Raw genomic sequence first — 26403 nt, forward strand, 5'->3', positions numbered from 1 at the left:
CTATGACTATTCCTTGGTGCTCCAGAAACAATCACCGCCTGCCGCCGGGATTGCGCGCTGACAAGAAAAGACCGACCGCAGGTCACGCAAATGCCCGAATCTCTGCCGAAAACGGGGTCAGACCGGCGAAAGCCAGTGACCCAACGCATCCATCTCCGGGGATTTCGTGATGACCGAACTGACCATCCTGATGCCGTGCCTGAACGAGGCGGAAACGCTGGAAGCCTGCATCGTGAAGGCGCGTGCCTATCTGGACCGCAGCGGGGTGGAGGGCGAGATCCTGATCTCGGACAACGGCTCGACCGATGGCAGCCAGGCGATCGCCGAACGGCTGGGCGCAAGGGTGGTGACCGCCCCGCAGCGCGGTTATGGCGCGGCGCTGATCGCCGGGATCCGCCACGCCCGCGGCACCTATATCATCATGGGCGACAGCGACGATTCCTACGACTTCTCGCGGCTCGACAGCTTCGTGGCTGCGCTCTGCGACGGGGCCGAACTGGTGATGGGCAACCGCTTCAAGGGCGGGATCGCCAAGAACGCCATGCCGCCCCTGCACCGCTATCTCGGCAACCCGGTGCTGTCCACCGTGGGCCGCGTGCTCTACGGCACCCCGGTCGGCGATTTTCACTGTGGTCTGCGCGGCTTCTCCCGCGAGGCGGCCCTGCGGCTGGAGCTGAACTCGCCCGGCATGGAGTTTGCTTCCGAGATGGTGATCAAGGCCACCCTGATGGGCCTGAAGATTGTCGAGGTTCCGACCACACTCAGCCCCGATGGCCGCTCGCGCCCGCCGCATCTGCGCAGCTGGCGCGATGGCTGGCGGCATCTGAAGCTGCTTCTGACCTTCGCGCCCTATTGGCTGTTCTTCTACCCGGGCATGATGCTTCTGGGGTTGGGTGGCGCCGCCTTCACCGGCCTGATGTTCGGCCCCCTGCACATCGGCGGCGTGACCTTTGACATTGCGACCCTGATCCTCGCATCGGCTCTCGTGCTGACCGGGTTCCAGATGGTCTGTTTCTATGCTCTGGCCCGGGTCTTTGCGGTGCGCTTCGACCTCCTCCCCTCCTCCCCCGAGTTCGAGAAGCTGCGGCGCCTGATCAGCGTGGATACCGCCTGCCTTCTGGGCGGCGCCTTCCTGCTGGTCGCTCTGGGCGCCACGGTGACGGCCGTCTTGCAATGGTCCGCCGCGGGCTTTGGCGATCTGTCGCCGGCGATGATCGTGCGTCCGGCCTCCTTGGCGGTGGTCTGTGCCTCGCTTGGGGTGCAGACGATCACCACCGGTTTTCTCTGGGGCATGCTGAACCAGCGGGTCGAGACCTCGCTCCTGACCAACCGCTACCAGGTGCCCGAGATCAACTGAGCCTTTTCCATCGCGCCAAACGGCCCGGTCCCCGTGAGAGGGCCGGGCCGTTTGCTTTTCGCTCTAGAAACTCGGCGGGCTGATCGCCCAAAGGATCACCGCCTCCTCCGGCCCCGGATTGCGGTAGCGGTGCGGCTCGCGTGAGGAAAAGCTGCAGCTGTCGCCGGTGTTCAGCAGGAAATGGCGCTCCCCCACCCAGAACTCCAGCTGCCCCTGCAGGACAAAGCCGACCTCGTCGCCCTCATGGCTGTAGCTTTGCGCGCTTTCGGTGCCGGGGGGCATGCGGGTGTGGATCATCTCGACCTGAAGGCTCAGCTTCGGGGTGAGCAACTCGTCCACGATGCCGCCGTCGTAGTGCAGCGACAGGCGGTTGTGGCGGCGGATGACATAGCCGCGCTCGTCTTCCGGCACCACGGCCTCGCCAGCGAAGAACCATTGCACGGTGACGCCCAAAGCCTTGGCGATATTGACGAGGGCCGGGATCGAGGGCGAGGCGAGGTTGCGCTCCAGCTGGCTGATATAGCCGGTCGAAAGCCCGGCCGCCTGCGCCAGCGCGGCCAGCGTCAACCCGCGCCTTTTGCGCAGGCCGCGGATGCGTTCGCCGAGGATTTCACTGGTCTCTGCCATGAGCCCAAGCTGAAGCATTGTAAAAGTATTGGCAAGTTTATTCCCAGAGTAAAAAATAGCTTTGAAATTTTACTGAACTGGCCTACCAATCGGCCAACCCCCCCAGCCAAGGTCGCCGCCATGCGTTTCCCCCATCTCTTCGCCCCGCTGACGATCCGCGGCGTGACCCTGCGCAACCGGATCCTGTCGACCGGGCATGACACGACCCTGCCCAGCGATGGCACGGTGAACCCGGCGCTGATCGCCTATCACAAGGCGCGGGCCGAGGGCGGGGCCGGGCTGATCGTGACGCAAGTGGCCGGCGTGCATGAAACCGCCCGCTACACCTCGCACCTGCTGATGGCGACTTCCGATGACTGCATCCCCGGCTATCGGGCGCTGGCCGAAACCGTCCATGCGGCGGGCTGTGCCATCTTCTCGCAGCTGTTCCACCCGGGGCGCGAGATCATGGAAAGCGCGGATGGCTTGCTGGCGGTGGCCTATGCGCCCTCGGTCACGCCAAACGAACGCTTTCACGTCATGCCGCGTGCCCTGACGCTGCCGCTGATTGCCGAGATCGTGGCCGGTTACGCCGCCGCCGCCCGCCGGATGCGGCAGGCGGGGCTCGATGGGGTCGAGGTCGTGGCGAGCCACGGCTATCTGCCCGCCCAGTTCCTCAACCCCCGCATCAACCGCCGGACAGATGCCTATGGCGGCGATGACGCCAAGCGCCTGCATTTCCTGCGCGAGGTTCTGGCCGCGATCCGCGCCGAAACCGACGAAGGCTTTGTCATCGGCCTGCGCATCAGCGGTGGTGAGCGCGATGACGAGGGGCTGACGCTGGACGAGGCGATTGCCGCCTGTGTCGGCGCCGAGGATCTTCTGGATTATGTGAATGTCACCACCGGCACCTCGGCCTCGGTCGGGGGCGCGGTGCATATCGCCCCGCCGATGGCCTTCACCCCGGGCTATGTGGCGCCGGAAGCGTCCAGCTTCCGCAAGGCGTTGAAAATCCCGGTCTTTGTCGCAGGCCGGATCAACCAGCCACAAGAGGCCGAGGCGATCCTTGCCAGCGGCAAGGCTGATATGTGCGGCATGACGCGCGCAATGATCGCCGACCCGCAGATGCCCAACAAGGCGCAGCGCGGCGCGGTGGACGATATCCGCGCCTGCATCGGCTGCAACCAAGCCTGCATCGGGCATTTCCATCGCGGTCTGCCGGTGTCCTGCATCCAGCATCCCGAAACCGGGCGCGAGCTGACCTATGCGCGCCTTGCCCCCGCCGCGAAAGCCAAACGCGTGATGGTGGTCGGCGGCGGCCCTGCCGGCATGAAGGCCGCGGTGACCGCCGCCAAACGCGGCCATCTGGTCACCCTTTACGAAGCCGCGCCGCAGCTGGGCGGGCAGGCTCTGAAAGCGCAGCTTCTGCCGCGCCGGGCCGAGTTTGGCGGCATCGTCACCAACCTGTCGCGCGAGTTGGAGCTGGCGCAGGTCCAGATCCGCCGCGGTATCCGCGTGACGCCTGAACTTGTGGCCGAGGAAAAGCCCGACGCCGTGATCCTCGCCACCGGGGCCGTGCCGCATGTGCCGGACCTGCCGACCGATGGCGAGATGCAGATCCTCACCGCCTGGGATATCCTTGACCGCAAGGTCCGCCCCGGCGGGCGGGTTCTGGTCGCCGACTGGCGCTGCGACTGGATCGGTCCCGGCATTGCGGAACAGCTGGCCCGCGACGGGTCTCAGGTCACTTTAGCCGTCAACGGCACCCATCTGGGCGAGGTGCTGCCGCTCTATGTCCGCGACAACATCGCTTCTGAACTGCACCGACTGCAGGTCAAGGTCATGCCCTATGCAAGGCTTTACGGCACGGCGGGCGATACGGTTTATCTGCAGCACACCGCCAATGGCGACGCGATCGAGGTGGCGGGGGTGGATACGCTGGTCCTCTGCCTCGGCCATGTCCCGGTTGAAACCCTGTCGGACAGCCTGCAGGCCCAAGGCATCGAAGTGCATCTGATCGGCGACTGCCTCGCCCCGCGCACGGCGGAAGAGGCGGTCTACGAAGGCCTGAAAGCGGGGGTTCTGGTCTGAGGTTCAGACCGGAACGAAGCCACCCTTGGCGGGGTCATATTGCTCCAGCGCACCCTCGCCGGTGTTGTTCCAAAGCCCATGCAGGGTCAGCATGTCATTGGCGACAGCCTCGCGGACGAAGGGGAAGGTGATCAGGTTTTCCAGGCTGACCAGCACCGCCTGACGTTCCAGCGCGGGCACACGCTCGCCCTCGGGCAGGCCGGCGATGCGCTGATAGCCGGGGCGCAGGATGTCCATCCAGCGGCCGACGAAGGAGGATTTCTCCTCCAGCTGCGGCGCAAGGCCGGAACACATGTCGTGGCAGCCCTTCACACCGCCGCAGTTCGAATGGCCCAGCACGACGATATGCGCGACCCCCAGCGAGGTGACGGCATATTCGACCGCCGCCGAAGTGCCGTGATATTCGCCGTCCGGGTTGTAGGGCGGCACCAGATTGGCCACGTTGCGGTGGATGAAGAACTCCCCCTCGTCCGCCCCGAAGATCGAGGTGACATGGACCCGGCTGTCGCAGCAGGAAATCACCATGGCGCGCGGATGCTGGCCCCCTTCGGCCAAGCGGCGATACCAGGCGCGGTTTTCCTGATAGGTCGTGGCGCGCCAGCCGTGAAAGCGGCTCACGAGATAGGTCGGCAGGGGGCGGGCTTGGTCCATGCGAGGCTCCTTCGTGGTCGGCTGACCATAGTTTGCAATCGCAGCAAATTCGAGAGGATTCGTAGCGACTATCCGCCTCGCCTTTCGGGTGCGGGGAACTATTTCTTCAGCAAGACGGTGCAGGATGGCCTTGGGTGACTGAGGAGTGTGGGAAATGACTATGGCAAATGTGGTGGCCTTGCGCCCCAATGACCGGGTGCGCCAAGACGCCGAGCCGATTGCAACGATCTATCGCAACCTTGGTACGACCTCGGCGGAGCAGGTGGTGACGCGGGCCCTGACCGAACTGGCGGTGACCATGTCGGGACTGGCAGCCCAGGTCCAGGCGCACGATCTGGCGAATATGGCCCGCCAGCTGCGCCGCCTGCAACGGATGAGCGAGAACCTCGGCATGGTCAGCCTGGGCCTGATCGCCGACGACGTGCGCGCCTGTATCGAACGCAGCGATGTCACCGCCTTTGCCGCCGTCTGGGCAAGGCTCTTGCGGGTGGCCGAACGCTCACTGGCGGCGGATCGCGGGATGTTGGGGCTCACCCAAGGCTAGACCTCTTGCAGCCCGGCGCGGAAAAGCTAGGGTCACGGCACAGGAGAATGCCATGACCGAAGTCCGCTTTGCCGACCCCGCTGCGCCCTTTCAAACCCTGACCGTCGTCAGCGCCGACGATTGGCCCGCCTTCCGCGATGCCCATCCGTCGAGGGATTGGCTTGTGAGCACCGGGTTCGAGGCGTCTTTGGGCGATCTGCGCCTGATCCCGGGCGCGGAGGGTATCTCTGCCGTGGCGGGGCTCGGCAGTGCAAAGGCCCGCGCGCGGCTGCGCTTCGGTCTGGCCAAGGCGATTGCCGGGCTGCCTGCGGGCAACTGGGCTTTGGCGGGCAACCTTTCCCCCGCGCAGCGCGATGAGGCGGTTCTGGCCTGGCTCCTGCAATCCTACCGTTTCGACCGCTACCGCCCCAGCAAAACGCCCACCGCCCCCGCCCTGCTGCGCCTGCCCGAAGGTGTGGACGGCGCCCGGATGCTCGCCATGGCCGAGGGCGAGTTTCTGACCCGCGATCTGGTCAACACCCCCGCCTCCGACATGGGCCCGGCGGAGCTTGAGGCCGCCTTCACCGCCCTTGCCACCCGTTTCGGCGCCAGCACCACCGTGGTGCGCGGTGACGACCTGCTGGCGCAGAATTTCCCCATGGTCCATGCCGTCGGCCGCGCCTCGACCCGGGCGCCGCGCATCATGCAGATGCACTGGGGCAGCGTCGGGCCGAAGCTGACGCTGGTTGGCAAGGGCGTGTGTTTCGACACCGGCGGGCTGAACATCAAGCCCTCCTCGGGGATGAACCTGATGAAGAAAGACATGGGCGGCGCGGCCACGGTGCTGGGCCTGGCCCATATGATCATGACGCTGAACCTGCCCCTGCAGCTGCGCGTCATCGTGCCTGCGGTGGAAAATTCCATTTCCGGCAATGCCTTGCGCCCGAAGGATATCCTGACCTCGCGCAAGGGCCTGACGGTCGAGGTTAACGATACCGATGCCGAAGGCCGCCTGGTCCTCGGCGATGCCCTGGCCTGGGCCGAGGAGGAGCCTTCGGACATGATCCTGTCGATGGCCACCCTGACCGGCGCGGCGCGGGTGGCGGTGGGGCCGGATCTGGCCCCCTATTACTGCAATGACATGGGCGTCGTGGCGGCTTTGGAAGCGGGCGCGCTTGCGGGTTTCGATCCGGTCTGGCGCCTGCCCTTCCACGATCCCTACGAGGTGGTGATCGAGCCGGGCATCGCCGATCTCGACAATGCGCCGGGCTGGGGCTTTGCCGGCTCGGGCACGGCGGCGCTGTTCCTGCGGCGCTTTGTGGATAACCCGCGCTATCTGCATTTCGACATCTATGCCCATACCCCCTCGGACCTGCCGGCGCGGCCCAAGGGCGGCGTGGGGCAGGGCGCACGGGCGGTGCTGAACGCCCTTCCCGCGCTTCTGGGGCTGTAGGATGGACCGCCGCCTCACCCCCGCCACGGCCCGCGTGGCCCATGTCTCGCTTCGCGGTGTGGTCGAGGCGCCGGAATATACCGAGGGGCAGCTGCGCCAGGTCGCCGTCCCCCTCGCCGACCTCTTGCGCGAACCCTTCGGCGCGCGGGAGCGTCAGCTTTGGCTCGGCGAGGATTTCACCGTGATTGACCGCGATCAGGGTCATGCCTTCGGCTTTGCCGCCAAGGATGGCTATTGCGGCTGGCTGCCCGAGGCGATGCTGGAAGAGGCGCCGCCGCTGACCCATTGGGTCGCCTCGCCCGGCACCCATCTTTACCCCGAGCCGCGCTCCGCCTCGCGCGAGATTGCGGCGCTGCCGATGGGCGCGCGGCTGTCGGTCCTGGGGCAAAGCGGCAAATATGCCCAGACGACGCAGGGCTTTGTCCCGATGAGCCACCTTCTGCCGCTTGGGCAAACGTTGTCTGATCCGGTCGCCGTGGCAGAGAGCTTCCTGCATTCGCCCTATCTCTGGGGCGGCAATGCAAGGGCGGGTCTCGATTGTTCCGGCCTCTGCCAGATCGCCTTTCATGCCTGCGGGGTGACGATCGGCGGCGACGCCGACCTGCAGGAAAAGGCCGGCGCGGTGGTGCAGGGCGAGTTCCGGCGGGGCGATCTTCTGTTCTGGCCCGGCCATGTCGCCATGGCGGTGGACGGCGAAAAGCTGATCCACGCCAATGGCCATAGCATGTCTGTGGCCTACGAAGGCATCGCTCAGGCCATCACCCGGATCGAGGCGCAGGAAGGCCATCCCCTGCGCAGCCATCGCCGGCTGTAAGGCGGTCAGTCGATCGGCCTGACGGCCTTCGGCTCCAGCACGCGCAGCACCTGCGTCAGGTCATGCCCGCGCCGCAGGATGCGGCCGTCCATGGCGACAACCGAATACATCCCCTGCTTGCCGCGCAGGGCGGGGCGCTTTTCCACGCGGTACAGGGGCATCTCGGCGGTGCGGCGGAAGATCGAAAAGATCGCGCTGTCACGCAGGGTGGCCAGGGCATAGTCGCGCCACTCGCCCATCGCGACCATCCGGCCATAAAGAGTGAAGATCTGGCCGAACTCGCGGCGGTCGAAACAAACCTGCTCGGGCGGGCGTTCGGGATGCGGGAAAGGGGTCGGTGTCAGAACCGTCATGGGGCAAGTCTACCGCCGCATCGTCACAAATCAAGGCCCAGTCGCCGCGACACGCGAGGGCAGCCCAATCGTGCCCCGTTTCCGCCGCGAAATGACCGCCGCCCCGCCCGACTGCCGTCGCGGAGCCGCCATGATTCGGCGCTAGACCCGTTGCACGAAACGCAGAAGCCGGCGGGCTCGGGTTGTAGCCCCCACCAAGCCCGGTCCGTCGGTGACTGTCCTGCAAAAGGCCCTCGGCAGAACGCCGGGGGCCTTCGCGCATCCGCTGGCCGGTAGGATGGGCAATATGCCCATCTTCCAGAAGCTTACAGGAAGCCCGGCGCCAGTTGCAAAGTGCCGGTCTCGATCCCGCGCCAGTTTTTCTGCACGGTATTGAGCCGCTTTGCCACCGCCGGATGCCCCGCGTCCAAGGCCCCGAGCCGGATCAGCAAAGCCGTCATCACCGCATCCGAGGCCCGCGCCCCGCCATCGACGATCTTGATTGCGATGCCGCGCTTCAACTCGGGCAGGATCGCCACATGGACCGCCTCGGCGCCGCCCTTGATCGTGACCTTGCCGCCCATGGCGCGCATCAGTTCCGTATCGGTCGAGGTGTCGCCTGCCACCAGTTCGGGATATTTCGCCATCGCTTTGGTCAGGCGGAACATCGCCCGGTCGCGCCCGTCGCCTTCGCCCGTGGCGCCGGCAAACCGCCCCATCGCCCGCGCCAGCCCGTGGACCGAGGTGGCAAAGTTCGGCGCCGAACAGCCGTCGACGCCCCAGCCCGGGCTCGTCTCGCCGGTGACCTCTTCGAAAGCCTGCTTGATCATCACCTGCAGGGGATGGTCATGCTCGACATATTCCGGCCCGCCCTTGATATGGCGGTTCATCGTCAGGAAGCCCGAATGCTTGCCCGAACAGTTGTTGTGATACTGGCACGGGCTTTCCCCGGCGCGGATCAGGCGGTCACGCTCGATCTTGTCGGTCGGTTCATGTGATCCGCAGCGCAGGTCGGCCTCGCCCATGCCGAGGCCTTCCAGCCAGGCGGCGGCCATCTTGACATGCAGGGCCTGGCCCCAGTGGCTGGCGCAGGCAAAGGCCAGTTGCGCCTCGGTCAGCCCGACCTGATCGGCGCAGCCGCTTTCCATCAATGGCAGCGCCTGCACCATCTTGCAGGAGGAGCGCGGGAAGATCACCTCTTCGGGGTTGCCCCAGGCCTCGATGATCTGGCCCTTCTCGTCGCAGATCACCGCGTGGCCGGCGTGATAGCTCTCCAAAAGCCCGCCGCGCCAGGTTTCCACCATGGTCTGCGCCTGCTGGTTCGTCTTTCCCATCGCATTCTCCTTCACGTCTGGGCGAAAAACTGCCCATGGGGCTTTCGCGGAACGGACATTATCGGTTACATATGGGATATCGAGTGAATGTGGCCCGCGCCACAGGAAAAACCCCGATCAAGGGGGCCGGGCGGGCAGAGGCTTCTGGAGGCTTACGATATGACAAACTGGATGATGCGTGCCGGATTCGGCGCTGCCCTGGTTCTGACGGCGGGTGCGGTGAACGCACAGGCGACCTCTGACAATCTGGTGGCCAGCAAGACGGCGTGGAGCGTTTTCGCCGAAGGCAGCCCGAAGGAATGCTGGGGCGTCTCCAAGCCCAAGGAAAGCGTGAACACCCGCGACGGCAAGCCGGTCTCGGTCAAGCGCAGCGACGTGATGCTGTTCGTGACCTTCCGCCCGGGCAAACCGCTGGGCGAGACCTCCTTCACCGGCGGCTATACCTTTGCCGACAAATCCACGGTCGATGTCACCATCGACGGCACCACGTTCAAGCTGTCGACCAAGGGCGAATGGGCCTGGTCCAGCGCCGATGACGACGCCAAGCTGATGGCCGCGCTGCAAAAGGGCTCGACCGCCACGCTGACCGCGCATTCCGGCAAGGGCACCCAGACCAAGGACACCTTCAGCCTCTCCGGCTTCACGGCCGCGATGGCCGAGGCCTCCAGCCGCTGCAAATAAGCCCTGGAGCGCCCCGGTTGCGGGGCGCGAGGGTCTGGCCCAGACAATTTCGGACAGCTTGTGGTGCATCAGCAACCACAGCTGTTTTCTTTTGCAGCGGCAGCGCCTATATGCACCGCTTCAGGAGCCAGACCCATGACCACAGCCCAGACGCCCATCACCCAAGCCCCTCTTGTTCAGGACCTCCTGACCATCCCGCGCAAGCTGGCTGCGGGTGGCAAGACCAATATCGTCGGTCTGACCCGTGACGAGCTGCGCGCGGCGCTGATTGCGGCGGGCACGCCCGAGAAGCAGGCCAAGATGCGGGTGGGGCAGGTCTGGCAATGGGTCTATTACTGGGGCCTGCGCGACTTCATGGCGATGAGCAATCTCGCCAAGGACTTCCGCGTCATGCTCACCGAAAACTTCTGCATCGAACTGCCCGAGGTCGTGACCCGTCAGCTTTCGGAAGACGGCACCCGCAAATATCTGGTGCGGATCCAGGGCGGGCATGAGGTCGAGGTGGTCTATATCCCCGAAACCGACCGCGGCACGCTTTGCATCTCCTCCCAGGTCGGTTGCACGCTGACCTGTTCCTTCTGCCACACCGGCACGCAAAAGCTGGTGCGCAACCTGACGGCGGCGGAGATCGTCGGCCAGGTCATGCTGGCGCGCGACGATCTGGGCGAATGGCCGGTCAAGGGCGAACCCAAGCCCGAGGTGCGTCTGGTTTCCAACGTCGTGCTGATGGGCATGGGCGAGCCCCTGTACAACTTCGACAACGTGCGCGACGCGATGAAGATCGTGATGGACGATGAAGGCATCGGCCTTGGCCGCCGCCGCATCACGCTCTCGACCTCGGGTGTCGTGCCCGAGATCGCCCGCACCGCCACGGAAATCGGCTGCCTTCTGGCCATCTCCTTCCACGCCACCACCGACGAGGTGCGCGACAAGCTGGTGCCGATCAACAAGAAATGGAACATCGAGACCCTCTTGGAGGCGCTGCGCGCCTATCCCGGCCTGTCGAACTCGGAACGCATCACCTTTGAATATGTGATGCTGGACCATGTGAACGACAGCAAGGAAGACGCGCTGCGTCTGGTTGAACTGCTCAAGGGCATCCCCGCCAAGGTGAACCTGATCCCCTTCAACGAATGGCCCGGCGCACCGTACAAACGCTCCTCCGGGAACCGCATCCATGCTTTCGCCGACATCATCCACAACGCCGGCTACGCCTCGCCGATCCGCACCCCGCGCGGTGAGGATATCATGGCCGCCTGCGGGCAATTGAAGTCCGCGAGTGAAAAACTGCGCAAATCGGCGCAGCGTGCCGCACCTGCAGCGGAATAGGCTTTCCCGATGCGGGCAAAGCGTTCATTATGCTGACCAGCCCGGGCTTGAGTCCCGGACCCTATGAGCGGAAGCTGAAATTTGGTTCTGCCTTCCCTCTGCGCCTCTCAACATGGGCCCCTGCATGACAATTGACCTTGCCGTCGCAAAGGCGCGACAGGACGCCGCCCGCAAATGGGTGGTGACTTTGGCGCGCTACCGCGAGCCCTCGACCCGACGCAGCATCTTCGAGCTGTTCGTGACCCTGGTGCCCTTCCTGATGCTCTGGGCGCTCGCCTGGGCCGCGATGGAGGTGTCGCCCTGGCTGTCGCTGGCCATTGCGATGCTGAACGGCGGCTTTCTGGTGCGGATCTTCATCATCCAGCACGATTGCGGCCATGCCTCCTATTTCACCAACCGCACCGTTTCGGATTGGCTGGGCCGGGCCTTGGGCGTGCTGACCCTGACACCCTATGACGTCTGGAAGCGCACCCATGCCGTTCACCATGCGCAGCACGGCAACCTGGACCGCCGCGGCATCGGCGATGTGCTGACCCTGACGGTCGAGGAATACCGCGCCCGCAGCCGCTGGGGCCGGCTGATGTACCGGCTTTACCGCCATCCCCTGGTGCTGTTCGTGCTGGGGCCGAGCTATCTGTTCATCCTGCAGAACCGTCTGCCGATGGGCCTGATGAAATCGGGCTGGCGTTACTGGACCTCGGCCATGGGGACCAATGCGCTGATCGCGATCATCGTGGCGCTGATCCTCTGGCTCGGCGGGCTGATGCCCTTGCTGCTCATCTATATCCCGACCTCGGTGATCGGGGCGACGATCGGGGTCTGGCTTTTCTACGTCCAGCACCAGTTCGAAGAGACCCATTGGGCGAAGGATGAAGACTGGCAGATCCATGACGCAGCGCTGGAAGGCTCCTCGCACTACCAGCTGCCGCAGCCCCTGCAATGGCTGACCGGCAACATCGGCGTGCATCATGTGCACCACCTTTACAGTCGCATCCCCTTCTACCGCCTGACGGAGGTTCTGCGTGATCACAAGGACCTCGCCCAGGCGCAGAAGCTGACGATCCGCGAAAGCCTTGCCTGCGTGAAGCTGAAGCTTTGGGACGAGAAGACCCAGCGCCTGATGTCCTTCCGCGAGATGCGCCAGATTTACGGGTCGGCCTAAAGGCCCAAGGCCGCCATGCCCCGGTCATGCTCGGCCGGGGTCATGATGCCGTCGTCGTCAAAGTCGAACAATTGGGCCGGATTGCCGCGCTGGGCGCGGCCCTGCTGCAAGCTGACCTGACGGTCGGCGGCCGCGCGGATCTCCTCCGGCGCCAGCACCGAGTCGTTGTTCGCGTCTGACGAAAAGAACGCCTCCGCCGCGCCCTGGATCTGGCGCACTCTGAGGGCGTCCTTGATCTCCTGCATGGTGATCTGGCCATCGTTGTTCAGATCGGCCGTCAGGATCTGGCCAAGGTACTGCGCCCGCTGCTGTGCGACCAGCACCTGCGCCAGCGTCCGGTAGTTGAACGGCACATCGCCGGGCGTCCGGCCCATGCCATCGAACTGGAACATCTGCTGGTCCAGCATCATCCGCGCCTCGTTCGGGCGCGATTTGTACTGCAGCATCTGTTGCAGCCAGACCTGCAGGTTGCGGTCCGCGGCGGCCTTTGCCGTGATGGCGGCGAGGTCTGCCGCGGGGTCGGCGGCGGGCGTTTCGGCCAGCGCCGGGGCAAATGCGGGCAAAGCAGCGCAGGTGGCGAGGGCTGCAACAAGACGGCGGAAATTCATCGGGCAAAACCTTTGCAATGATACATCCCCCGGTCTGCCAAGCCATTTTGACACAACTATGGCGAAAGTAGATCCTTCAGCGGTCCGCCCAGACGGCCCGCAGATCTGCTTGGCCCTGCCCCTGCCGCCTGCTAGCCTCGCCCCCATGATCCTGCTTCCCAACCCCGCCGCTCGCCGCCTGTTCCTCGACCGTCACGCTTTGGGAGAGCCGCCCAGCGGCCCGGCCTCTGGCGCGGCGCTGGCCGCGCTGATCGACCGGATCGGCTTTGTCCAGGTCGACAGCATCAACACGGTCGAACGCGCGCATCACATGATCCTCTTCGCGCGCCGCGCCTCCTACAAGCCCGAGGCGCTGCATCGGCTGATCGAGAAGGACCGGCTGATGTGGGAACACTGGACCCATGATGCCTCGATCCTGCCGATCCACCTGCATGGCCATTGGCATCACCGCTTCGAACGCGATGCGACGCGCCTGCATGGCAACTGGCAGAAATGGTTCCGCGAGGGCTATGAGGCGCAGTTCGACACCATCCTGCGCCGGATCGAGGAAGAAGGCCCGCTGACCACCTCCGACGTGGGCGAGGGCGAGGTGCGCGGCAAGGGCGGCTGGTGGGATTGGCACCCGTCGAAAACCGCGCTGGAATGGCTGTGGCGGACCGGCAAGCTCGCCATCACCCGGCGCGAAAGCTTCCGCAAGGTCTATGACCTGTCGCACCGCGTCATTCCCGAGGTGCACCACCCGCCAAAGGGCGACCGCGCCAGCATGGTCGACTGGTCCTGCAATGCGGCGCTCGACCGCCTGGGCTTTGCCGACTCCAGCGAGTTGCGCGCCTATTGGCATATGATCACGGTGGAGGAGGCCAAGGCCTGGGCGCAAGCCGCCCTGCAAAAGGGCGAGGTCGTGCCGGTCGAGGTCGAAGGCGCCGATGGCAGCCGCAAGCGCAGCCTGGCGCGGCCCGATGTGCTGGTGGCGGCGGCCAATGCCCCCGAACCGCCCGGCCGGTTGCGCATCCTGTCGCCCTTCGACCCGGCCTTGCGCGACCGCGACCGGGCCTTGCACCTGTTTGGCTTCCACTACCGGATCGAGGTTTTCGTCCCCGAACCGCAGCGCAAATATGGCTATTACGTCTTTCCGGTGCTGGAAGGCGCCCGCCTGATCGGCCGGATCGACGCCAAGGCGCACCGCGACCAATCCACCCTGCGCATCCGCGCCTTCTGGCCGGAGCAGGGTGTCTCGATGGGCACTGGCCGCCTGCAACGGCTGGAGGCCGAGCTGGACCGCCTCGCCCGCTTTGCCGGTTGTGACCGGGTGGAATTTACCGACGGCTGGCAGCGCGAGACGCTGGCGTAAGAGTGGATATTTGAGCCAGAATGAATGGGGCGCGTCAGAGCCCCTTGAGGCAGGCCGCGATCAGAGCGCTGTCCGGGTCGGCCAGATCGTCGATCACGTCGTAGTGGTGGCGGCCAGAGGCGACGGTCCAGGGGCAATCCCAGACCTCGGACAGGGTGCGCGCCTGCCAGAGGAAAGCCGGGCGCTCCTGCCCGCCGACCCAGACATGGGCCTCGCAGCCGCGGCGAAGGTTCAATCGTGCCGGGCTTTCGCTTGCGACCTCAGCCGCGTCCAGATGCAGGGTCGCCTGCTTTTCGGTCTGCTGCAGGGGGGCAAGGTCCGACAGGGGGGAGATCGGCACCACCCGCAGCACCTCAGGCAGGTCCAGATCGGCGCAGCCCATCCGCGCCGCGAGATGCCCGCCGGCGGAATGTCCGGTGACGACCACAGGCCCCGCCACCAACGCCGAAGCGGCGCGCAGGCTTTCGGCGACCTCGCCCGTCATCTGCGCAATCCGTGCCTCGGGGGCGAGGGTGTAAGAGGGCATGGCACAGGCCCAGCCCCGCGCCAGCGCGCCTGCGGCCAGATGCGACCAGTCCTCGCGGCCAAAGCTCATCCAGTAGCCGCCGTGGACAAAGACCAGAAGACCGTGAGGAGCGCCCTCGGGCAGGAACAGGTCGAACCGCTGCCGCCGCGCCGCGCCATAGGGCAGGCCCAGTTGTGCCCGGGCGCCGAGCGCCTGCCGGAAGGCCTCGGCCTCGGCGCGCCAGCGGGGGGGATAGGCGCTGCCGCCGTCGATATAGGCGCCGATCTGATAGGCGGCTTCGAAATCCTGCATTCCACTCCTCCAGTTCTGCGCAAAGCTTAAGTCCAGACCCCAGCCCGGAACTGGACTTTTCCCCAGCCCTGCGCCATTGCAATCCTCACAAGGCAAACGAGTCATGGAGGCCCACTTATGCTCGATTCCGTAACCGATCTGCGCGCCCTACTCAAAGACCCATCCCTGCTTCCCAACAAGGCCTATATCGCCGGGGAATGGGTGGAAGCGGCCGATGGCGCGACCTTTGACGTGACCAACCCGGCGCGGGGCGACGTGATCGCCCGGGTGCCCGACATGACCCGCGCCGATGCCGCCCGCGCCATCGCTGCCGCCGACACGGCGCGCCGGGGCTGGGCCGCCCAGACCGGCAAGGAACGCGCCGCCGTGCTGCGCAAGTGGTTCGACCTTTGCATGGCAAATCAGGATGACCTTGGCGTGATCCTGACCGCCGAACAGGGCAAGCCGGTGGCCGAGGCCAAGGGCGAGGTCGCTTACGGTGCCTCCTATATCGAATGGTTCGGCGAAGAGGCCAAGCGCATCTATGGCGAGACGATCCCCGGCCACCAGCGCGACAAGCGCATCACGGTGATCAAGCAGCCGATCGGGGTCGCCGCCTCGATCACGCCGTGGAACTTCCCCAACGCGATGATCGCCCGCAAGGTCGCCCCTGCGCTGGCCGCCGGCTGTGGCTTTGTCTGCCGCCCGGCCTCGGAAACCCCGCTGTCGGCGATCGCTTTGGCGGTTCTGGCCGAACGCGCCGGGGTTCCGGCCGGTGTCTTCTCAGTCATCACCTCCAGCCGCGCTTCCGAGATCGGCAAGGAGTTCTGCGAGAACCCGGCGATCCGCAAGCTGACCTTCACCGGCTCGACCGAGGTGGGGCGGATCCTTCTGCGTCAGGCCTCGCAGCAGGTGCTGAAATGCTCGATGGAGCTGGGCGGCAACGCGCCCTTCATCGTGTTCGACGATGCCGACCTCGACAAGGCCGTCGAAGGCGCGATGATCTCGAAGTTCCGCAACAACGGCCAGACCTGCGTCTGTGCCAACCGGATCTATGTGCAGGCCGGGGTCTATGACGCCTTTGCCGACAAGCTGGCGGCGGCGGTCAACAAGCTGGCGATCGGCGACGGTCTGACGGCGGGCACCACCACGGGGCCCTTGATCAACGAAGAAGCGGTCGAGAAGGTCGAAGAGCATATCGCCGATGTTGTGGCCTCTGGCGGCAAGATCATCACCGGCGGCAAGCGCCATGCCCTCGGCGGCACCTTCTTTGAACCGACCGTGGTGACCGGCGTCCTGCCCACCGCCAAGGTTGCCACCGAAGAGACCTTCGGCCCGCTTGCCCCGCTGTTCAAGTTCGACACCGAGGAAGAGATCATCGCCCGCGCCAATGACACGATCTTTGGCCTGGCTTCCTACTTCTATTCCCGCGACATCGGCCGGATCACCCGGGTGCAAGAGCAGCTGGAATACGGCATGGTCGGCGTGAACACCGGCCTGATCTCGACCGAGGTCGCGCCCTTCGGCGGCGTCAAGCAATCCGGCCTTGGCCGCGAGGGCAGCCATCACGGCATCGAAGACTACATGGAAATGAAGTACATCTGCCTGTCGGTCTGATGACCTCTTCTGCCCCGGGCGAGGTTTGACCTTGCCCGGGCGCCACAGGTCAATGACCTGCCCCCCCCTTCATCGCCAGACCTGAGTCGCGCCCGGTTTTCAACCCCGGCGCCCCTATACCTGTGGATGAGGCCCGGAGGTGGCAGGCAAATCCGGCGAATCCCGGGCCCTTCCGCCGGATGATTTCCCTGAAAAGGTGCTGTGGCGCGGGGCACGGAAGGATTATGAAAAGCGTTTAATACCAATGTATTATACCGGTTGTAGGCCATTGATATCCGATAGCAGGGAGCTGATCTTGCCTAGCCTGCGTTTAAGGGCCATCTCTTGGTCCAAGGCAAACGCCAACGGCATGGGTCCGGGGCAATGCCAACAGCACGCTGAAAGGAAATGACATGCTGCCCGTAATGTCGAACATGAAGAACAAATTGATCGCCGCGACTGTTGCAGTTTCGCTTCTGGCCACCTCGGCGGTTCCGGCTCTGGCTTGGGGCCAGCGCGAACAGGATTTCGCCAAGGGTGCCCTGGCCGCGGTGATCATCGGATCGGTGATCCAGCAGTCCAACCACCGCAACCGGGACCGTGACCAGCCGGTCTACCGCGACGATTATCGCCCGGTCTACCGCCAGCCGACCTATTACCAGCCCGCGCCGGTTTACCGTCAGCCGACCTATTACCAACCGGCCCCGGTCTATCGCCAGCCGACCTATTACCAGCCGACCTACCAGCAAAGCATCTATTCGACCCCGGGGGCGCAGGCCTTCAACTCCTACTCGCGCAACGAGCGGATCCGGATCCAGGCCACGCTGTCGAACTACGGCTACTACAACGGCAGCCTCGATGGCGCCTTTGGCCCGGGCACCTATAACGCGATTGCCGCCTATGCCAGCCGTTCGGGCAAGGCCAATCTGCTGCAAAGCCGCGGCGGCGCCTATGGCCTGTTCGACGCGCTGATCGGCTGACCTTCCGCCCCGGGGTCCTGCGGCCCCGGAGCGACCAGATTTTCCGAGACGTCAGCTTTCCGCGACGACCAACTTTCCGGGACAAGAGACCATCGAGCAGGGTTCCCGAAAATCCATTTTCAGTATCCGAAGCAGGCGGGCGCCCCCCCGCCTGCTTTTTTTATCTGCGCCGCCCCGTTCAGGCCCCGAAGATGGGCAAATTGCCCATCCTACCGATCCAGCGCGCGAGCGAGATCCTCGGTCAGATCCTCCGGGTCTTCCAGCCCGACCGAGAGGCGGAACACGCCATCCCCGGCAAACCGGCGGTAATCCTCCAGCGCCGGCCCCGCCATCCGGTAGGTCGAGGCCTGAATCTCCGCAGTGGGGATCAGCACGCAGATCGAACGTTGATGGCCGAGCGAAAAGGCATAATGGATGACGCGGAACCTGGCGGCCATGCGGTGCGAGGTGGCCTCGGGGTCGGCGACCTGAAAGGTCAGCATGCCGCCGGGCAGGTCCATCTGGCGCTGCGCCAGATCGAATTGCGGATGGCTGGGAAGGCCCGGGTAGGTGACCTTCTGCACCGCCGGATGCGCCTCAAGATACCGCGCGACCTGCAGCGCATTGGCCGAGGCGGTGCGCAGCCGGGGGAAGAGCGTGTCGATGCCGCGCAGGATCAGCCAGGCATTCTGCGCCGACAGGGTGGCGCCAAGATAGACCCCGCTCTGCGCCCGGATCTTCGAGATTACTTCCTGCCGCCCGATCACCGCTCCGCCCAGGGCATCGCCATGGCCGTTGATGAACTTGGTCAGCGAATGGATCACCAGATCGACCCCCAAGGCCAGCGGCCTTGTGATCACAGGCGTGGCCAGCGTGCTGTCGACCGAGGTCAGGATGCCATGCGCTTTCGCAATGGCGGCAAGTCCCGCCAGATCGGTCAGCCGCAGCAAGGGGTTGCAGGGGCTTTCGGCATGGATCAGCCGCGTGTTGGGCCGGATCGCCGCTTTCAGCTGCGCGAGATCCGACAGGTTGACGGGAGTCACCTCGATGCCAAAGCCGGGCAGGATGCGGTTGGCAAGCTCGTAAGCGCCGGCATAGCAGACGTCCGAGATGATCAGATGGTCGCCCGATTTCAACAGGGCAAGGAAGGTCGCGGCGATCGCAGCCACTCCAGTGGCGGTGGCGAGCGCATCCTCCGCCCCCTCCAGCGCACAAAGCCGGCGTTCCAGATCGCGGACGGTCGGGTTGGTCCAGCGGGCGTAAAGATAGGGCAGGGCGGTCAGGTCCGCCCCCTCGGCCGAGAAGCCCGCGCCGCCCGGATTGAAGAGGTTGTTGACCGACATCGAGATATTGGGCTGGATCGCCCCGGTGACCGGATCGGGCCGCAGGCCGCCATCAAGGGCGGCGGTGGCCGGGCGCAGCGGGGTGGGCGCATCAGGGGTCGGGCTGGGCGGCAAAGGCTGGGCGTGCAGTTCCATGGGCATCCTCCTGAATTGCCCCGTCTTCGCCCAGCGCGCGCCTTGCGTCCAGCGGCAAAACAAAGGCCCCGGGACTTGCCCGGGGCCTTGTCGAAGATGATCAGAGGATCAGGAGTTCAGCGTCTGGGGTGCTGCCTCAACCGTGGTGCCCTCCAGCGCCTTGACCTCGGTCGCATCGGCGCCGCGGCCAATCTCGATCCGGCGCGGTTTCAGCGCTTCGGGGGTCTCGCGGACGAGGTCGATGTGCAACATCCCATGTTCATGGGTGGCCCCGGTCACACGGACATGATCGGCCAGCGTGAAGCGGCGTTCAAAGGCCCGGGTGGCGATGCCGCGGTGCAGATAGGTCTTGGGGGCAGTCTCAGCCGTGCGCTTGGCCGAGACGAAGAGGCCGCCTTCCTTGACCTCGACCGTCAGTTCCTCGGGCGTGAAGCCCGCCACGGCGACCGAGATGCGATAGGCATCTTCGGCGGTCTTTTCGATGTTGTAGGGCGGATAGCTCGGCTGGGCGACATCGGCCGACCGGGCACGGTCAAGCAGATTGGCCACACGGTCAAAGCCGACGGTGGCACGGTAGAGCGGAGCGAAATCAAAAGCTTGCATGGCATCCTCCTTGGAGCGACACGAGATTTGCCCTCCCCTTGGGGACGGGCGGTTTCTGGCCGGACCCTTGTGGCATCCGGCACAGGTCTCATGTGGGAAACCCTGTCGAGGATTTCAAGGCACCCGCCTGCGCGCGGCCGGTCGGGTCTGCCCGGACCGGCCGCGCCCGCCTTCCGCTCAGAACCGGTAGCCGATCTTCACCTTCACCGCCGTGTTCTTAAGGTCGATTCCGGTGTTGTCGAAGTTGTTGTACCGGTCGGTGGAAAGTTCGCCGCCGACGGTCCATTGCTGGTTCAGCGCATAGTCGGCGCCGATCCCCGCGGTATAGCCATGGTCCGAGCCGCTTGTGCCCGCCACCGTGGCATCCGACTGCGCCAGCCCGACCGTGCCATAGACCAGCGTGCGGCCCAGATTGGTGCCGACGATCATCTTGAGCGCGGTGGTATTCTTGAAGGCGCTGTTGGAATTGCCAGAGGTGCGGAAATTGTCCTTGTCATAGCTGAGTTCGCCACCGATGACGACTTGGCCCAGATCCTTCCGGTAGCCAAGGTTCACGCCGCCGATGCCAAGGGTGCCATCCTGCCCCGAAACATTGGCGTAGGATTTGCCATGGCCCAGCGAAAGCCCGGTGTAGTAGCCGGTCCAGTCGACGGCCTGCGGTGGCGGCGCCACCGGCACCGGGGCCGCGACCGTCGGCTCGATGGTCGGTGCTGCGGGGCCGCCCGCCATGGCGGCGAACGGGGTTGCAAGAAGAGCGAGGGCCAAGACTGCGGTATGCTTCATTTTCTGCCTCCAGGGGCTTTTCCCGACTTTTTCGGCATCGAACGTCGATGCTGCCCCTGACCCTGGGACGGGCGTGGCGCCCGGACCAGCCCCGCGCCGGACACGAGATCTTGAGGCTGTCAAAACCGGGAAAATCTCGGCTGGAACTGGCCAAGCAACGGAAAGATCAGGCCATTTATGGCCGTTCCAGGGGCATCACCCAGATTTGACTCCCAGATTTTACGCGACGAGGCGCCGTGCAGAAACATGCGCTTCCGCTGGCAGTGGCGTCAAAGACCCAGCGCAGCCGTACCGCCCTCGGAGGGAAAAACGAGAGTCGTCGGATCGCAGCCCACGCCAATCCGCCCTCAGGGCGCCGGTACGGCCTTCGGCTTGATGAACTTGGCCCCGCCGCCAAGCCCGCCCGACAGGATCTGCACATGGGCCACGTCGCCGCGTCCGCTGTCGGCGGTCTTCAGCGTGTCCATCAGCAGGGCCATCGGGATCTGCAGCGCCGAGCCGAGGGCGACCCGTTTCCCCTCGACCTCGGCCTTGGCCGAGATGACCGAGACCACCCGCGCCACGCCATCCTTCATCTGGAACACCGGCGCGCCGGAGGAGCCGAAATCGACATCGCAGGTCAGCACCAGAATCCCGGTCTGCTTGTCCATCACGCTGCATTCCTGTTGCAGCGAGGGGTTGTCGGCCCGCCCCTGCCCATAGGACACCACCCCGATCATATCCCCGGTGTTCGGCGTCTCGGCAATTGCAAAGGGCCGGACCGAGGGGGTCAGGATCGGCTGATCCAGCTCGATCAGGGCCACGTCATCGGCCACGCGGTCCAGACTGTCCGACCCGCCATAGACGTAATCCGGATGCGCCACAGCCTGCTTGACGCCACGATAGGCCTCGGCCCTTCCATTGCGCCAGCCGGCGAGGAACTTGATCTGGCCCGGGTCGAGCCTTGCGCCGCTTTCCTTGTCGAACAGGCAATGCGCCGCCGTCAGCACCAGCTGCGGCGCAATCAGCGCCCCGGTGCAAAAGCCGCGGTCGCCGAGGACGAGCTTGCCCACCGCCTCCCAGCCCCGGCTGTCATTCAGGGTCTGCAGCTTGACCAAGGGCGTCTCCTGCGCCCGCAAGGGCAGGGCGATCAGGCAGAAAAGGGCAATCAGACGCAGCATGGGACCTCCGGGGTTCACGGCGGTCCTAACCCTTCAGCTGGGCATCATTGCGGCGCTGGTTTGTCGCAGTCGGGTCTGTTGCAGTGCGGCAGGAACCGGGCCGCCGGTCGCCCAATCGAGCAAGGAGACCGTATGCACCACCGGCACCCCGGCCTCCTGCCCGATCTGGATCATGCAGCCGAGGTTGCCCGCCGCGATCACATCGGGCTTTTTCGCCATCAGGCTCGCCACCTTGCGTGTGCGCAATTCGCCCGAAATCTCCGGCTGCAGGATGTTGTAAGTCCCGGCCGAGCCGCAGCACAGATGGCTGTCCAAAGGCTCGCTCACCGTAAAGCCCGCCGCCTTCAGCAGGTCCTTCGGCAGGGTCTTGATCTTCTGCCCGTGTTGCAGCGAACAGGCCGCGTGATAGGCCACCGACAAGCCCATGGGCTTGGATGCAGGCAGGCCCAACGTGGTCAGCACTTCACTGATATCCTTGGTCAATCCGGCCACTTTGGCCGCATCTCCCGCCAGGGCATCCCGGGCCAGCAGATGCCCGTAATCCTTCAAGGTCGTCCCGCAGCCCGAGGTGTTGATGACCAGGGCGTCCAAAGCCTCGCGCCGGTCCTCGGCCATCACGGCCTTGACCATGCTGCGGGCGAAGGGCAGGGCGGTGGCCTCCTTGCCCATATGGAGCGGCAGCCCGCCGCAGCAGCCCATGTTGCGCGGCACCACGACCTCGGCACCCAGCCGGGTCAGAAGGCGGATCGTCGCATCGTTGATCTCGGTATCCAGCGCCTTCTGGACGCAGCCGGTCATCAAGGCGACCCGCATCCGCCGCGGGCCCTCTGCCGGAAAGACCTGCGCATCGTCGTTGCGGCTGACCGGCGGCAGGGTCTTCGGCGCCAGCTTCAGCATCGCCTTCAGCCGCGCATCGGGCATCAGCCGGGCAAAGGGCCGCGCCAGACGCGCGCCGAACAGCGCCAGCCGGAAGCGGCGCGGATAGGGCATCACCATGACCAGCACCCGGCGCAGGAAGCGGTCCATCAGCGGGCGCTTGTAGGTCAGGTCGATATGCGCGCGGCCCATGTCGATCAGATGGGCATAATCCACGCCCGAGGGGCAGGTGGTGGTGCAGGCAAGGCACGAAAGACACCGGTCGATGTGCTTGACGGTCTTGGCATCGGCCGGCCGCCCGCTTTCCAGCATCTCCTTGATCAGGTAGATCCGCCCGCGCGGACTGTCGAGCTCGTCTCCCAGCACCTGATAGGTCGGGCAGGTCGCGGTGCACATGCCGCAATGGACACAGGTCCGCAGGATCTTGTTGGCTTCGGCCAGGGTCGGGTCGGCCAGCTGGGCTTCGGTGAAAAAGGTCTGCATCAGTCCATGATCCCTGCGTTCAAAATCCCTCTGGGATCAAATCTGGCCCGAAGCGCGCGCGACAGGGCCACAACCCCCGGCGCCTCCGGATGAAAGACCGCAACCCCGCTTGGGCCCCGCATGAGGGTGGCATGGCCAACCCCCGCCAAAGCCCCCCGGATCCGCGCCGCCCCGCCATCGGCCAGCCCGCTGACGCCCAGCCAGATCAGCCCGCCGCCCCAGTCATAAGCCGCCTGATGCGAGGTTCCAGCCAGAGCCGAGACCACCGCCTCCGCCGCCGTCGGCTTGCAGGAAATCCGCCACAAGGCATCGCCACTGACGCCGCCGCCATCCCGCAGCCGCGCCCACAGATCCTGCCCCGCGACCTCGGCCCAATCGCCGCCCAACAGCCCGCGCAACGCCGCCGCCCGATGCCGGACCGAGGCTTCCAGCCCCTCGATCCGCAGCAAGGTGCCGAAATCCCCCTGCGCCGCCCCCGAAACCTCAAAAGGCGAGCCGAGCGCCTTGCGCAGCATGGCCAGCCCCGCCGTCACCCCCAACCCTTCGGCGCGCAGGGTCACTTCGGTCTCGGGCATAGCCTGCACCTTGAAGGCGACCTCGCTCATCACGCCCAAAGTGCCATGCGACCCGGCCAGCAGCTTGACCAGATCCAGCCCGGTCACATTCTTCATCACCCGCCCGCCCGATTTGATCACCGTGCCGCGCCCGTCGACAAAGCGCACGCCCAGCATGTGATCGCGCGCCGATCCCGCCTGCACCCGCCGCGGCCCCGCCGCATTGACCGCCGCCACCCCGCCGATGGTGGAGACGCCCGCGCGCCCCAAAGCCTGCTGCAAATTGGGCACTTCAAAGGCCAGCCGCTGCCGCTCGCCCGCCAACAGCGCCGAAACCTCCGCCACCGGCGTCCCCGCGCCCACGACCAGCGTCAGCGCCCCCGGCTCATAAAGCCGCACCCCGGCCAGACGCGAGGTTTCCAGAACCTCACCCGGCCCGAAAGCCACACCCCTTGTCCCGCCTCCGCGCAGGGACAGAGGCCCGGCGGCAGCCCGCACCATCTCGCTCAGTTCAGCTTCATCTCTCGGCTGCATCTTGTCTTTCATTGGTCCATAAATATCCCACGGGAGGTCCGGAGGGTGTGAAACCCTCCGGCGCTGTCAGCCCGCGCGCCGGCTGGCGGTGGTGTCCAAGGGGAACACCTTGGCCGGGTTCAACAGCCAGGCCGGGTCAAACACGTCCTTCACCCGCAGCTGCGCCTCCATATCGGCAGGCGTAAACTGCACATGCATCAGATCGCGCTTTTCAATCCCCACGCCATGTTCCCCGGTCAGGCAACCGCCCACCTCGACGCAAAGCTTCAGGATATCCGCGCCCAAAGCCTCGCACAAAGCCAGATCGCCCGGCTTGTTGGCGTTGTAGATGATCAAAGGATGCATGTTGCCATCGCCGGCATGGAAGACATTGGCGACCGACAGGCCCACCGCCTTCGACATCTCGGCAATCCGCCGCAAGACCAGGGGCAGTTCCGAGACCGGGATCGTGCCATCCAGACACATGTAATCCCCCAGATTGCCCACCGCGCCAAAGGCCGACTTGCGCCCCAGCCAGATCCGTTTCGATTCCTCTTCCGAGCCGCTTTCGCGGTAGGCGGTCGGGTTGTGGCGCTGGGCGATTTCCTTGATGCGGGCCAGCTGGGCGTCGATCTCGGGCGGGCTGCCCTCGACCTCGATGATCAACAACGCCTCGCAATCGGGGTAGCCCGCCTTGGCGAAATCCTCGCAGGCGCGGATGCAGGGGCGGTCCATGAACTCGATCGCCACGGGCAACAGCCCGGCGCGGATGATGTCGGCCACGCATTCCCCGGCGACCTCGTTCGAGCCAAAGCCCATCAGCACCGGCCTTGCGCCTTCGGGCTTGGGCAGGATGCGCAGGGTGGCTTCGGTGACGATGCCAAGCTGCCCTTCCGACCCGCAAATCACGCCCAGCAGGTCCAGCCCGCAGGCGTCATTCCACGGCCCGCCGATCTCCACCACCTCGCCCGTCATCAGGACCATGGTCACGCCCAGCAGGTTGTTGGTCGTCACCCCGTATTTCAGGCAATGCGCACCGCCGGAGTTCATCGCGATATTGCCGGCGATGGCGCAGGCGAGCTGGCTTGACGGGTCGGGCGCGTAAAACCAGCCATCCGCCTCGACCGCTGCCGTCACGGCGAGGTTGGTGCGCCCGGTCTGCACCCGGATGAAGCGGTTCTCGTAATCGGTCTCCAGAACGCCATTCATCCGCGCCACACCCAGCACCACGCAATCCGCCGTCGGCAGGGCCCCGCCCGCCAGACTGGTGCCCGAACCGCGCGGCACGACCTTCACCCCAAGCTCGCAGCACAGCCGCAGCAGGGCCGAAACCTCCGCCGTCGTGCGCGGCAGCACCACGGCCAAAGGCGCGCAGCGATAGGCGCTCAGCGCGTCGCATTCATAGGCCAGCGTCTCCGCCGGGTCCGAGATCACGCCGGCGGGGAGCACCCCGCGCAGGCGCGAAATGATCCGGTCACGGGCCGACAGCACGGCCTGATCGGGCAATGGCATATCCATGGGCAAGGCCTCCCCTTTGCGCGAGGTTACGAGCCTGCATCCCCTCTGGCAAGGCGCTGCGCGTCACGCTAGGGTTGCCGGCATGAATCTTCTTGCGACCCTTGAGACCACATTCACCGGCCTCGACACGGTGGCTTTCGGGCTGCTGATGGCGGTTTGGCTGGGCACCGGCTATGTGGCCGAACATCCGCCGGCCTGGCGAGTTTCGGTGACGGTCCTGATGAAGGATTTCCGCCGCCGCTGGATGGTGGAGTTTCTGACCCGCACGCCGCGCATCTTCGACATTTCCCTGATGGACAGCCTGCGCCAGGGCACGGCGTTTTTCGTCTCCGGCTCGATGATCGCCATCGGCGGCGGGCTGGCGCTAATCGGCAATGTGACGACCCTGCAGGGGCTGGCGCATGACCTGACCATCGGGGCCGATGTCAGCCAGATCCGCATCAAGCTGATCGTCGTGATCGGGCTGATGTCCAACGCCTTGCTGAAATTCGTCTGGTCCCATCGCCTCTTCGGCTATTGCGCGATCATGCTGGCGGCGGTGCCCAATGACCACACCAAGCACACCGCCCTGCCGCGCGCCGCCCAGACCGCCGAGATCAACATCACCGCCGCCAAAAGCTTCAACCGCGGGCTGAACTCGGTCTATTTCGCCCTGGCCGGGCTGGCCTGGCTGATCGGGCCAAGGGCGCTGATCCTCGCCGTGCTGCTGACCGGCGGTGTCCAGCTGCGGCGCGAGTTTGCCAGCCATTCCCGTGCCGTGATGATGGAAAAGATCGAGTAGGCCTGGGAACG

25 protein-coding genes are annotated in these 26403 nt (G+C 65.6%); 12 read left to right on the forward strand and 13 right to left on the reverse strand.

From position 1 onward, the window contains the following. The first annotated feature begins 169 nt into the window (after positions 1 to 169). On the forward strand, positions 170 to 1357 hold the full coding sequence (locus AC1DVR_RS01370) for a glycosyltransferase family 2 protein (RefSeq protein ID WP_477998724.1): 1188 nt from the start codon (positions 170 to 172) through the stop codon (positions 1355 to 1357). A 63-nt stretch (positions 1358 to 1420) separates the two neighbouring features. Here the strand turns inward: AC1DVR_RS01370 and AC1DVR_RS01375 are convergent, their stop codons facing one another. Beyond that, on the reverse strand, positions 1421 to 1984 hold the full coding sequence (locus tag AC1DVR_RS01375; protein ID WP_477998725.1) for a cupin domain-containing protein: 564 nt from the start codon (positions 1982 to 1984) through the stop codon (positions 1421 to 1423). 120 nt (positions 1985 to 2104) lie between these two features. Between AC1DVR_RS01375 and AC1DVR_RS01380 the strand changes: the two genes are divergently transcribed. Next, a complete protein-coding gene (locus AC1DVR_RS01380; RefSeq protein WP_477998726.1) occupies positions 2105 to 4054 on the forward strand; it encodes an oxidoreductase in 1950 nt (649 codons plus the stop codon). A gap of 3 nt (positions 4055 to 4057) precedes the next feature. Here AC1DVR_RS01380 and AC1DVR_RS01385 read toward each other — a convergent pair whose 3' ends face one another. Next, positions 4058 to 4705, reverse strand: a complete 648-nt coding sequence (locus tag AC1DVR_RS01385; protein WP_477998727.1) for a carbonic anhydrase — start codon at positions 4703 to 4705, stop codon at positions 4058 to 4060. A gap of 154 nt (positions 4706 to 4859) precedes the next feature. Here AC1DVR_RS01385 and AC1DVR_RS01390 point away from each other — a divergent pair, with 154 nt between their 5' ends. Genes AC1DVR_RS01390 through AC1DVR_RS01400 form a run of 3 tightly spaced genes read left to right on the forward strand, consistent with a single transcriptional unit; the run spans position 4860 to position 7495 of the window. Continuing rightward, a complete protein-coding gene (locus AC1DVR_RS01390) occupies positions 4860 to 5249 on the forward strand; it encodes a hypothetical protein (protein ID WP_477998728.1) in 390 nt (129 codons plus the stop codon). A gap of 52 nt (positions 5250 to 5301) precedes the next feature. Next, on the forward strand, positions 5302 to 6681 hold the full coding sequence (locus AC1DVR_RS01395; protein ID WP_477998729.1) for a leucyl aminopeptidase family protein: 1380 nt from the start codon (positions 5302 to 5304) through the stop codon (positions 6679 to 6681). Position 6682: 1 nt separating this feature from the next. After that, the gene (locus AC1DVR_RS01400) at positions 6683 to 7495 is read left to right on the forward strand and encodes a C40 family peptidase (RefSeq protein ID WP_477998730.1); all 813 of its coding nucleotides are present in this window, start codon (positions 6683 to 6685) and stop codon (positions 7493 to 7495) included. Between the two features lie 5 nt (positions 7496 to 7500). Here the strand turns inward: AC1DVR_RS01400 and AC1DVR_RS01405 are convergent, their stop codons facing one another. Continuing rightward, complete coding sequence (locus AC1DVR_RS01405) at positions 7501 to 7848, reverse strand: DUF2794 domain-containing protein (protein ID WP_477998731.1); 348 nt, start codon at positions 7846 to 7848, stop codon at positions 7501 to 7503. Positions 7849 to 8153: 305 nt separating this feature from the next. Next, complete coding sequence (locus AC1DVR_RS01410; RefSeq protein ID WP_477998732.1) at positions 8154 to 9161, reverse strand: asparaginase; 1008 nt, start codon at positions 9159 to 9161, stop codon at positions 8154 to 8156. Positions 9162 to 9320: 159 nt separating this feature from the next. Between AC1DVR_RS01410 and AC1DVR_RS01415 the strand changes: the two genes are divergently transcribed. The 3 genes from AC1DVR_RS01415 to AC1DVR_RS01425 all read left to right on the forward strand — a co-directional run bounded on the left by AC1DVR_RS01415 (position 9321) and on the right by AC1DVR_RS01425 (position 12333). Further along, complete coding sequence (locus tag AC1DVR_RS01415; protein ID WP_477998733.1) at positions 9321 to 9842, forward strand: invasion associated locus B family protein; 522 nt, start codon at positions 9321 to 9323, stop codon at positions 9840 to 9842. A gap of 135 nt (positions 9843 to 9977) precedes the next feature. Then, positions 9978 to 11171: a dual-specificity RNA methyltransferase RlmN gene (gene rlmN / locus AC1DVR_RS01420; RefSeq protein ID WP_477998734.1), complete on the forward strand. Its 1194-nt coding sequence runs from the start codon at positions 9978 to 9980 to the stop codon at positions 11169 to 11171. Between the two features lie 124 nt (positions 11172 to 11295). Then, positions 11296 to 12333 carry a fatty acid desaturase gene (locus AC1DVR_RS01425; protein ID WP_477998735.1) on the forward strand — a complete coding sequence of 346 codons (1038 nt, stop codon included), beginning with the start codon at positions 11296 to 11298 and terminating at the stop codon, positions 12331 to 12333. On the opposite strand, the gene AC1DVR_RS01430 is transcribed toward AC1DVR_RS01425, so the two are convergent. Further along, on the reverse strand, positions 12330 to 12941 hold the full coding sequence (locus tag AC1DVR_RS01430; RefSeq protein WP_477998736.1) for an EF-hand domain-containing protein: 612 nt from the start codon (positions 12939 to 12941) through the stop codon (positions 12330 to 12332). The two genes, AC1DVR_RS01425 and AC1DVR_RS01430, sit on opposite strands and share 4 nt — an antisense overlap. A gap of 148 nt (positions 12942 to 13089) precedes the next feature. Between AC1DVR_RS01430 and AC1DVR_RS01435 the strand changes: the two genes are divergently transcribed. Next, a complete protein-coding gene (locus tag AC1DVR_RS01435; protein ID WP_477998875.1) occupies positions 13090 to 14292 on the forward strand; it encodes a winged helix-turn-helix domain-containing protein in 1203 nt (400 codons plus the stop codon). 34 nt (positions 14293 to 14326) lie between these two features. Here the strand turns inward: AC1DVR_RS01435 and AC1DVR_RS01440 are convergent, their stop codons facing one another. Beyond that, positions 14327 to 15109 carry an alpha/beta hydrolase gene (locus AC1DVR_RS01440; RefSeq protein ID WP_477998737.1) on the reverse strand — a complete coding sequence of 261 codons (783 nt, stop codon included), beginning with the start codon at positions 15107 to 15109 and terminating at the stop codon, positions 14327 to 14329. Between the two features lie 117 nt (positions 15110 to 15226). Here AC1DVR_RS01440 and AC1DVR_RS01445 point away from each other — a divergent pair, with 117 nt between their 5' ends. After that, positions 15227 to 16705, forward strand: a complete 1479-nt coding sequence (locus tag AC1DVR_RS01445) for an NAD-dependent succinate-semialdehyde dehydrogenase (protein ID WP_477998738.1) — start codon at positions 15227 to 15229, stop codon at positions 16703 to 16705. 392 nt (positions 16706 to 17097) lie between these two features. Beyond that, entirely contained in the window at positions 17098 to 17664 is a 567-nt protein-coding gene (locus AC1DVR_RS01450; protein ID WP_477998739.1) for a peptidoglycan-binding domain-containing protein, read from the forward strand. Positions 17665 to 17873: 209 nt separating this feature from the next. On the opposite strand, the gene AC1DVR_RS01455 is transcribed toward AC1DVR_RS01450, so the two are convergent. From AC1DVR_RS01455 to AC1DVR_RS01485, 7 genes are all read right to left on the reverse strand, one after another. Next, positions 17874 to 19121 (reverse strand): trans-sulfuration enzyme family protein, encoded by a 1248-nt coding sequence (locus AC1DVR_RS01455; protein ID WP_477998740.1) that lies wholly within the window; start codon positions 19119 to 19121, stop codon positions 17874 to 17876. A gap of 108 nt (positions 19122 to 19229) precedes the next feature. Next, positions 19230 to 19724: an Hsp20 family protein gene (locus tag AC1DVR_RS01460; protein WP_477998741.1), complete on the reverse strand. Its 495-nt coding sequence runs from the start codon at positions 19722 to 19724 to the stop codon at positions 19230 to 19232. Positions 19725 to 19901: 177 nt separating this feature from the next. Beyond that, complete coding sequence (locus AC1DVR_RS01465) at positions 19902 to 20507, reverse strand: outer membrane protein (protein WP_477998742.1); 606 nt, start codon at positions 20505 to 20507, stop codon at positions 19902 to 19904. Positions 20508 to 20854: 347 nt separating this feature from the next. Beyond that, entirely contained in the window at positions 20855 to 21667 is an 813-nt protein-coding gene (locus AC1DVR_RS01470; protein ID WP_477998743.1) for a trypsin-like serine peptidase, read from the reverse strand. A 33-nt stretch (positions 21668 to 21700) separates the two neighbouring features. Then, a complete protein-coding gene (glcF, locus tag AC1DVR_RS01475; protein WP_477998744.1) occupies positions 21701 to 23026 on the reverse strand; it encodes a glycolate oxidase subunit GlcF in 1326 nt (441 codons plus the stop codon). Further along, complete coding sequence (locus tag AC1DVR_RS01480) at positions 23026 to 24114, reverse strand: FAD-binding protein (RefSeq protein WP_477998745.1); 1089 nt, start codon at positions 24112 to 24114, stop codon at positions 23026 to 23028. The genes glcF and AC1DVR_RS01480 overlap by 1 nt, the downstream gene beginning before the upstream one ends. Before the next feature lie 66 nt (positions 24115 to 24180). Further along, the gene (locus AC1DVR_RS01485) at positions 24181 to 25611 is read right to left on the reverse strand and encodes an FAD-linked oxidase C-terminal domain-containing protein (protein WP_477998746.1); all 1431 of its coding nucleotides are present in this window, start codon (positions 25609 to 25611) and stop codon (positions 24181 to 24183) included. 82 nt (positions 25612 to 25693) lie between these two features. Between AC1DVR_RS01485 and AC1DVR_RS01490 the strand changes: the two genes are divergently transcribed. Next, complete coding sequence (locus AC1DVR_RS01490) at positions 25694 to 26392, forward strand: DUF599 domain-containing protein (protein ID WP_477998747.1); 699 nt, start codon at positions 25694 to 25696, stop codon at positions 26390 to 26392. Positions 26393 to 26403 lie beyond the last annotated feature (11 nt).

It is taken from the genome of Rhodobacter sp. P2_H5, from assembly GCF_056403335.1.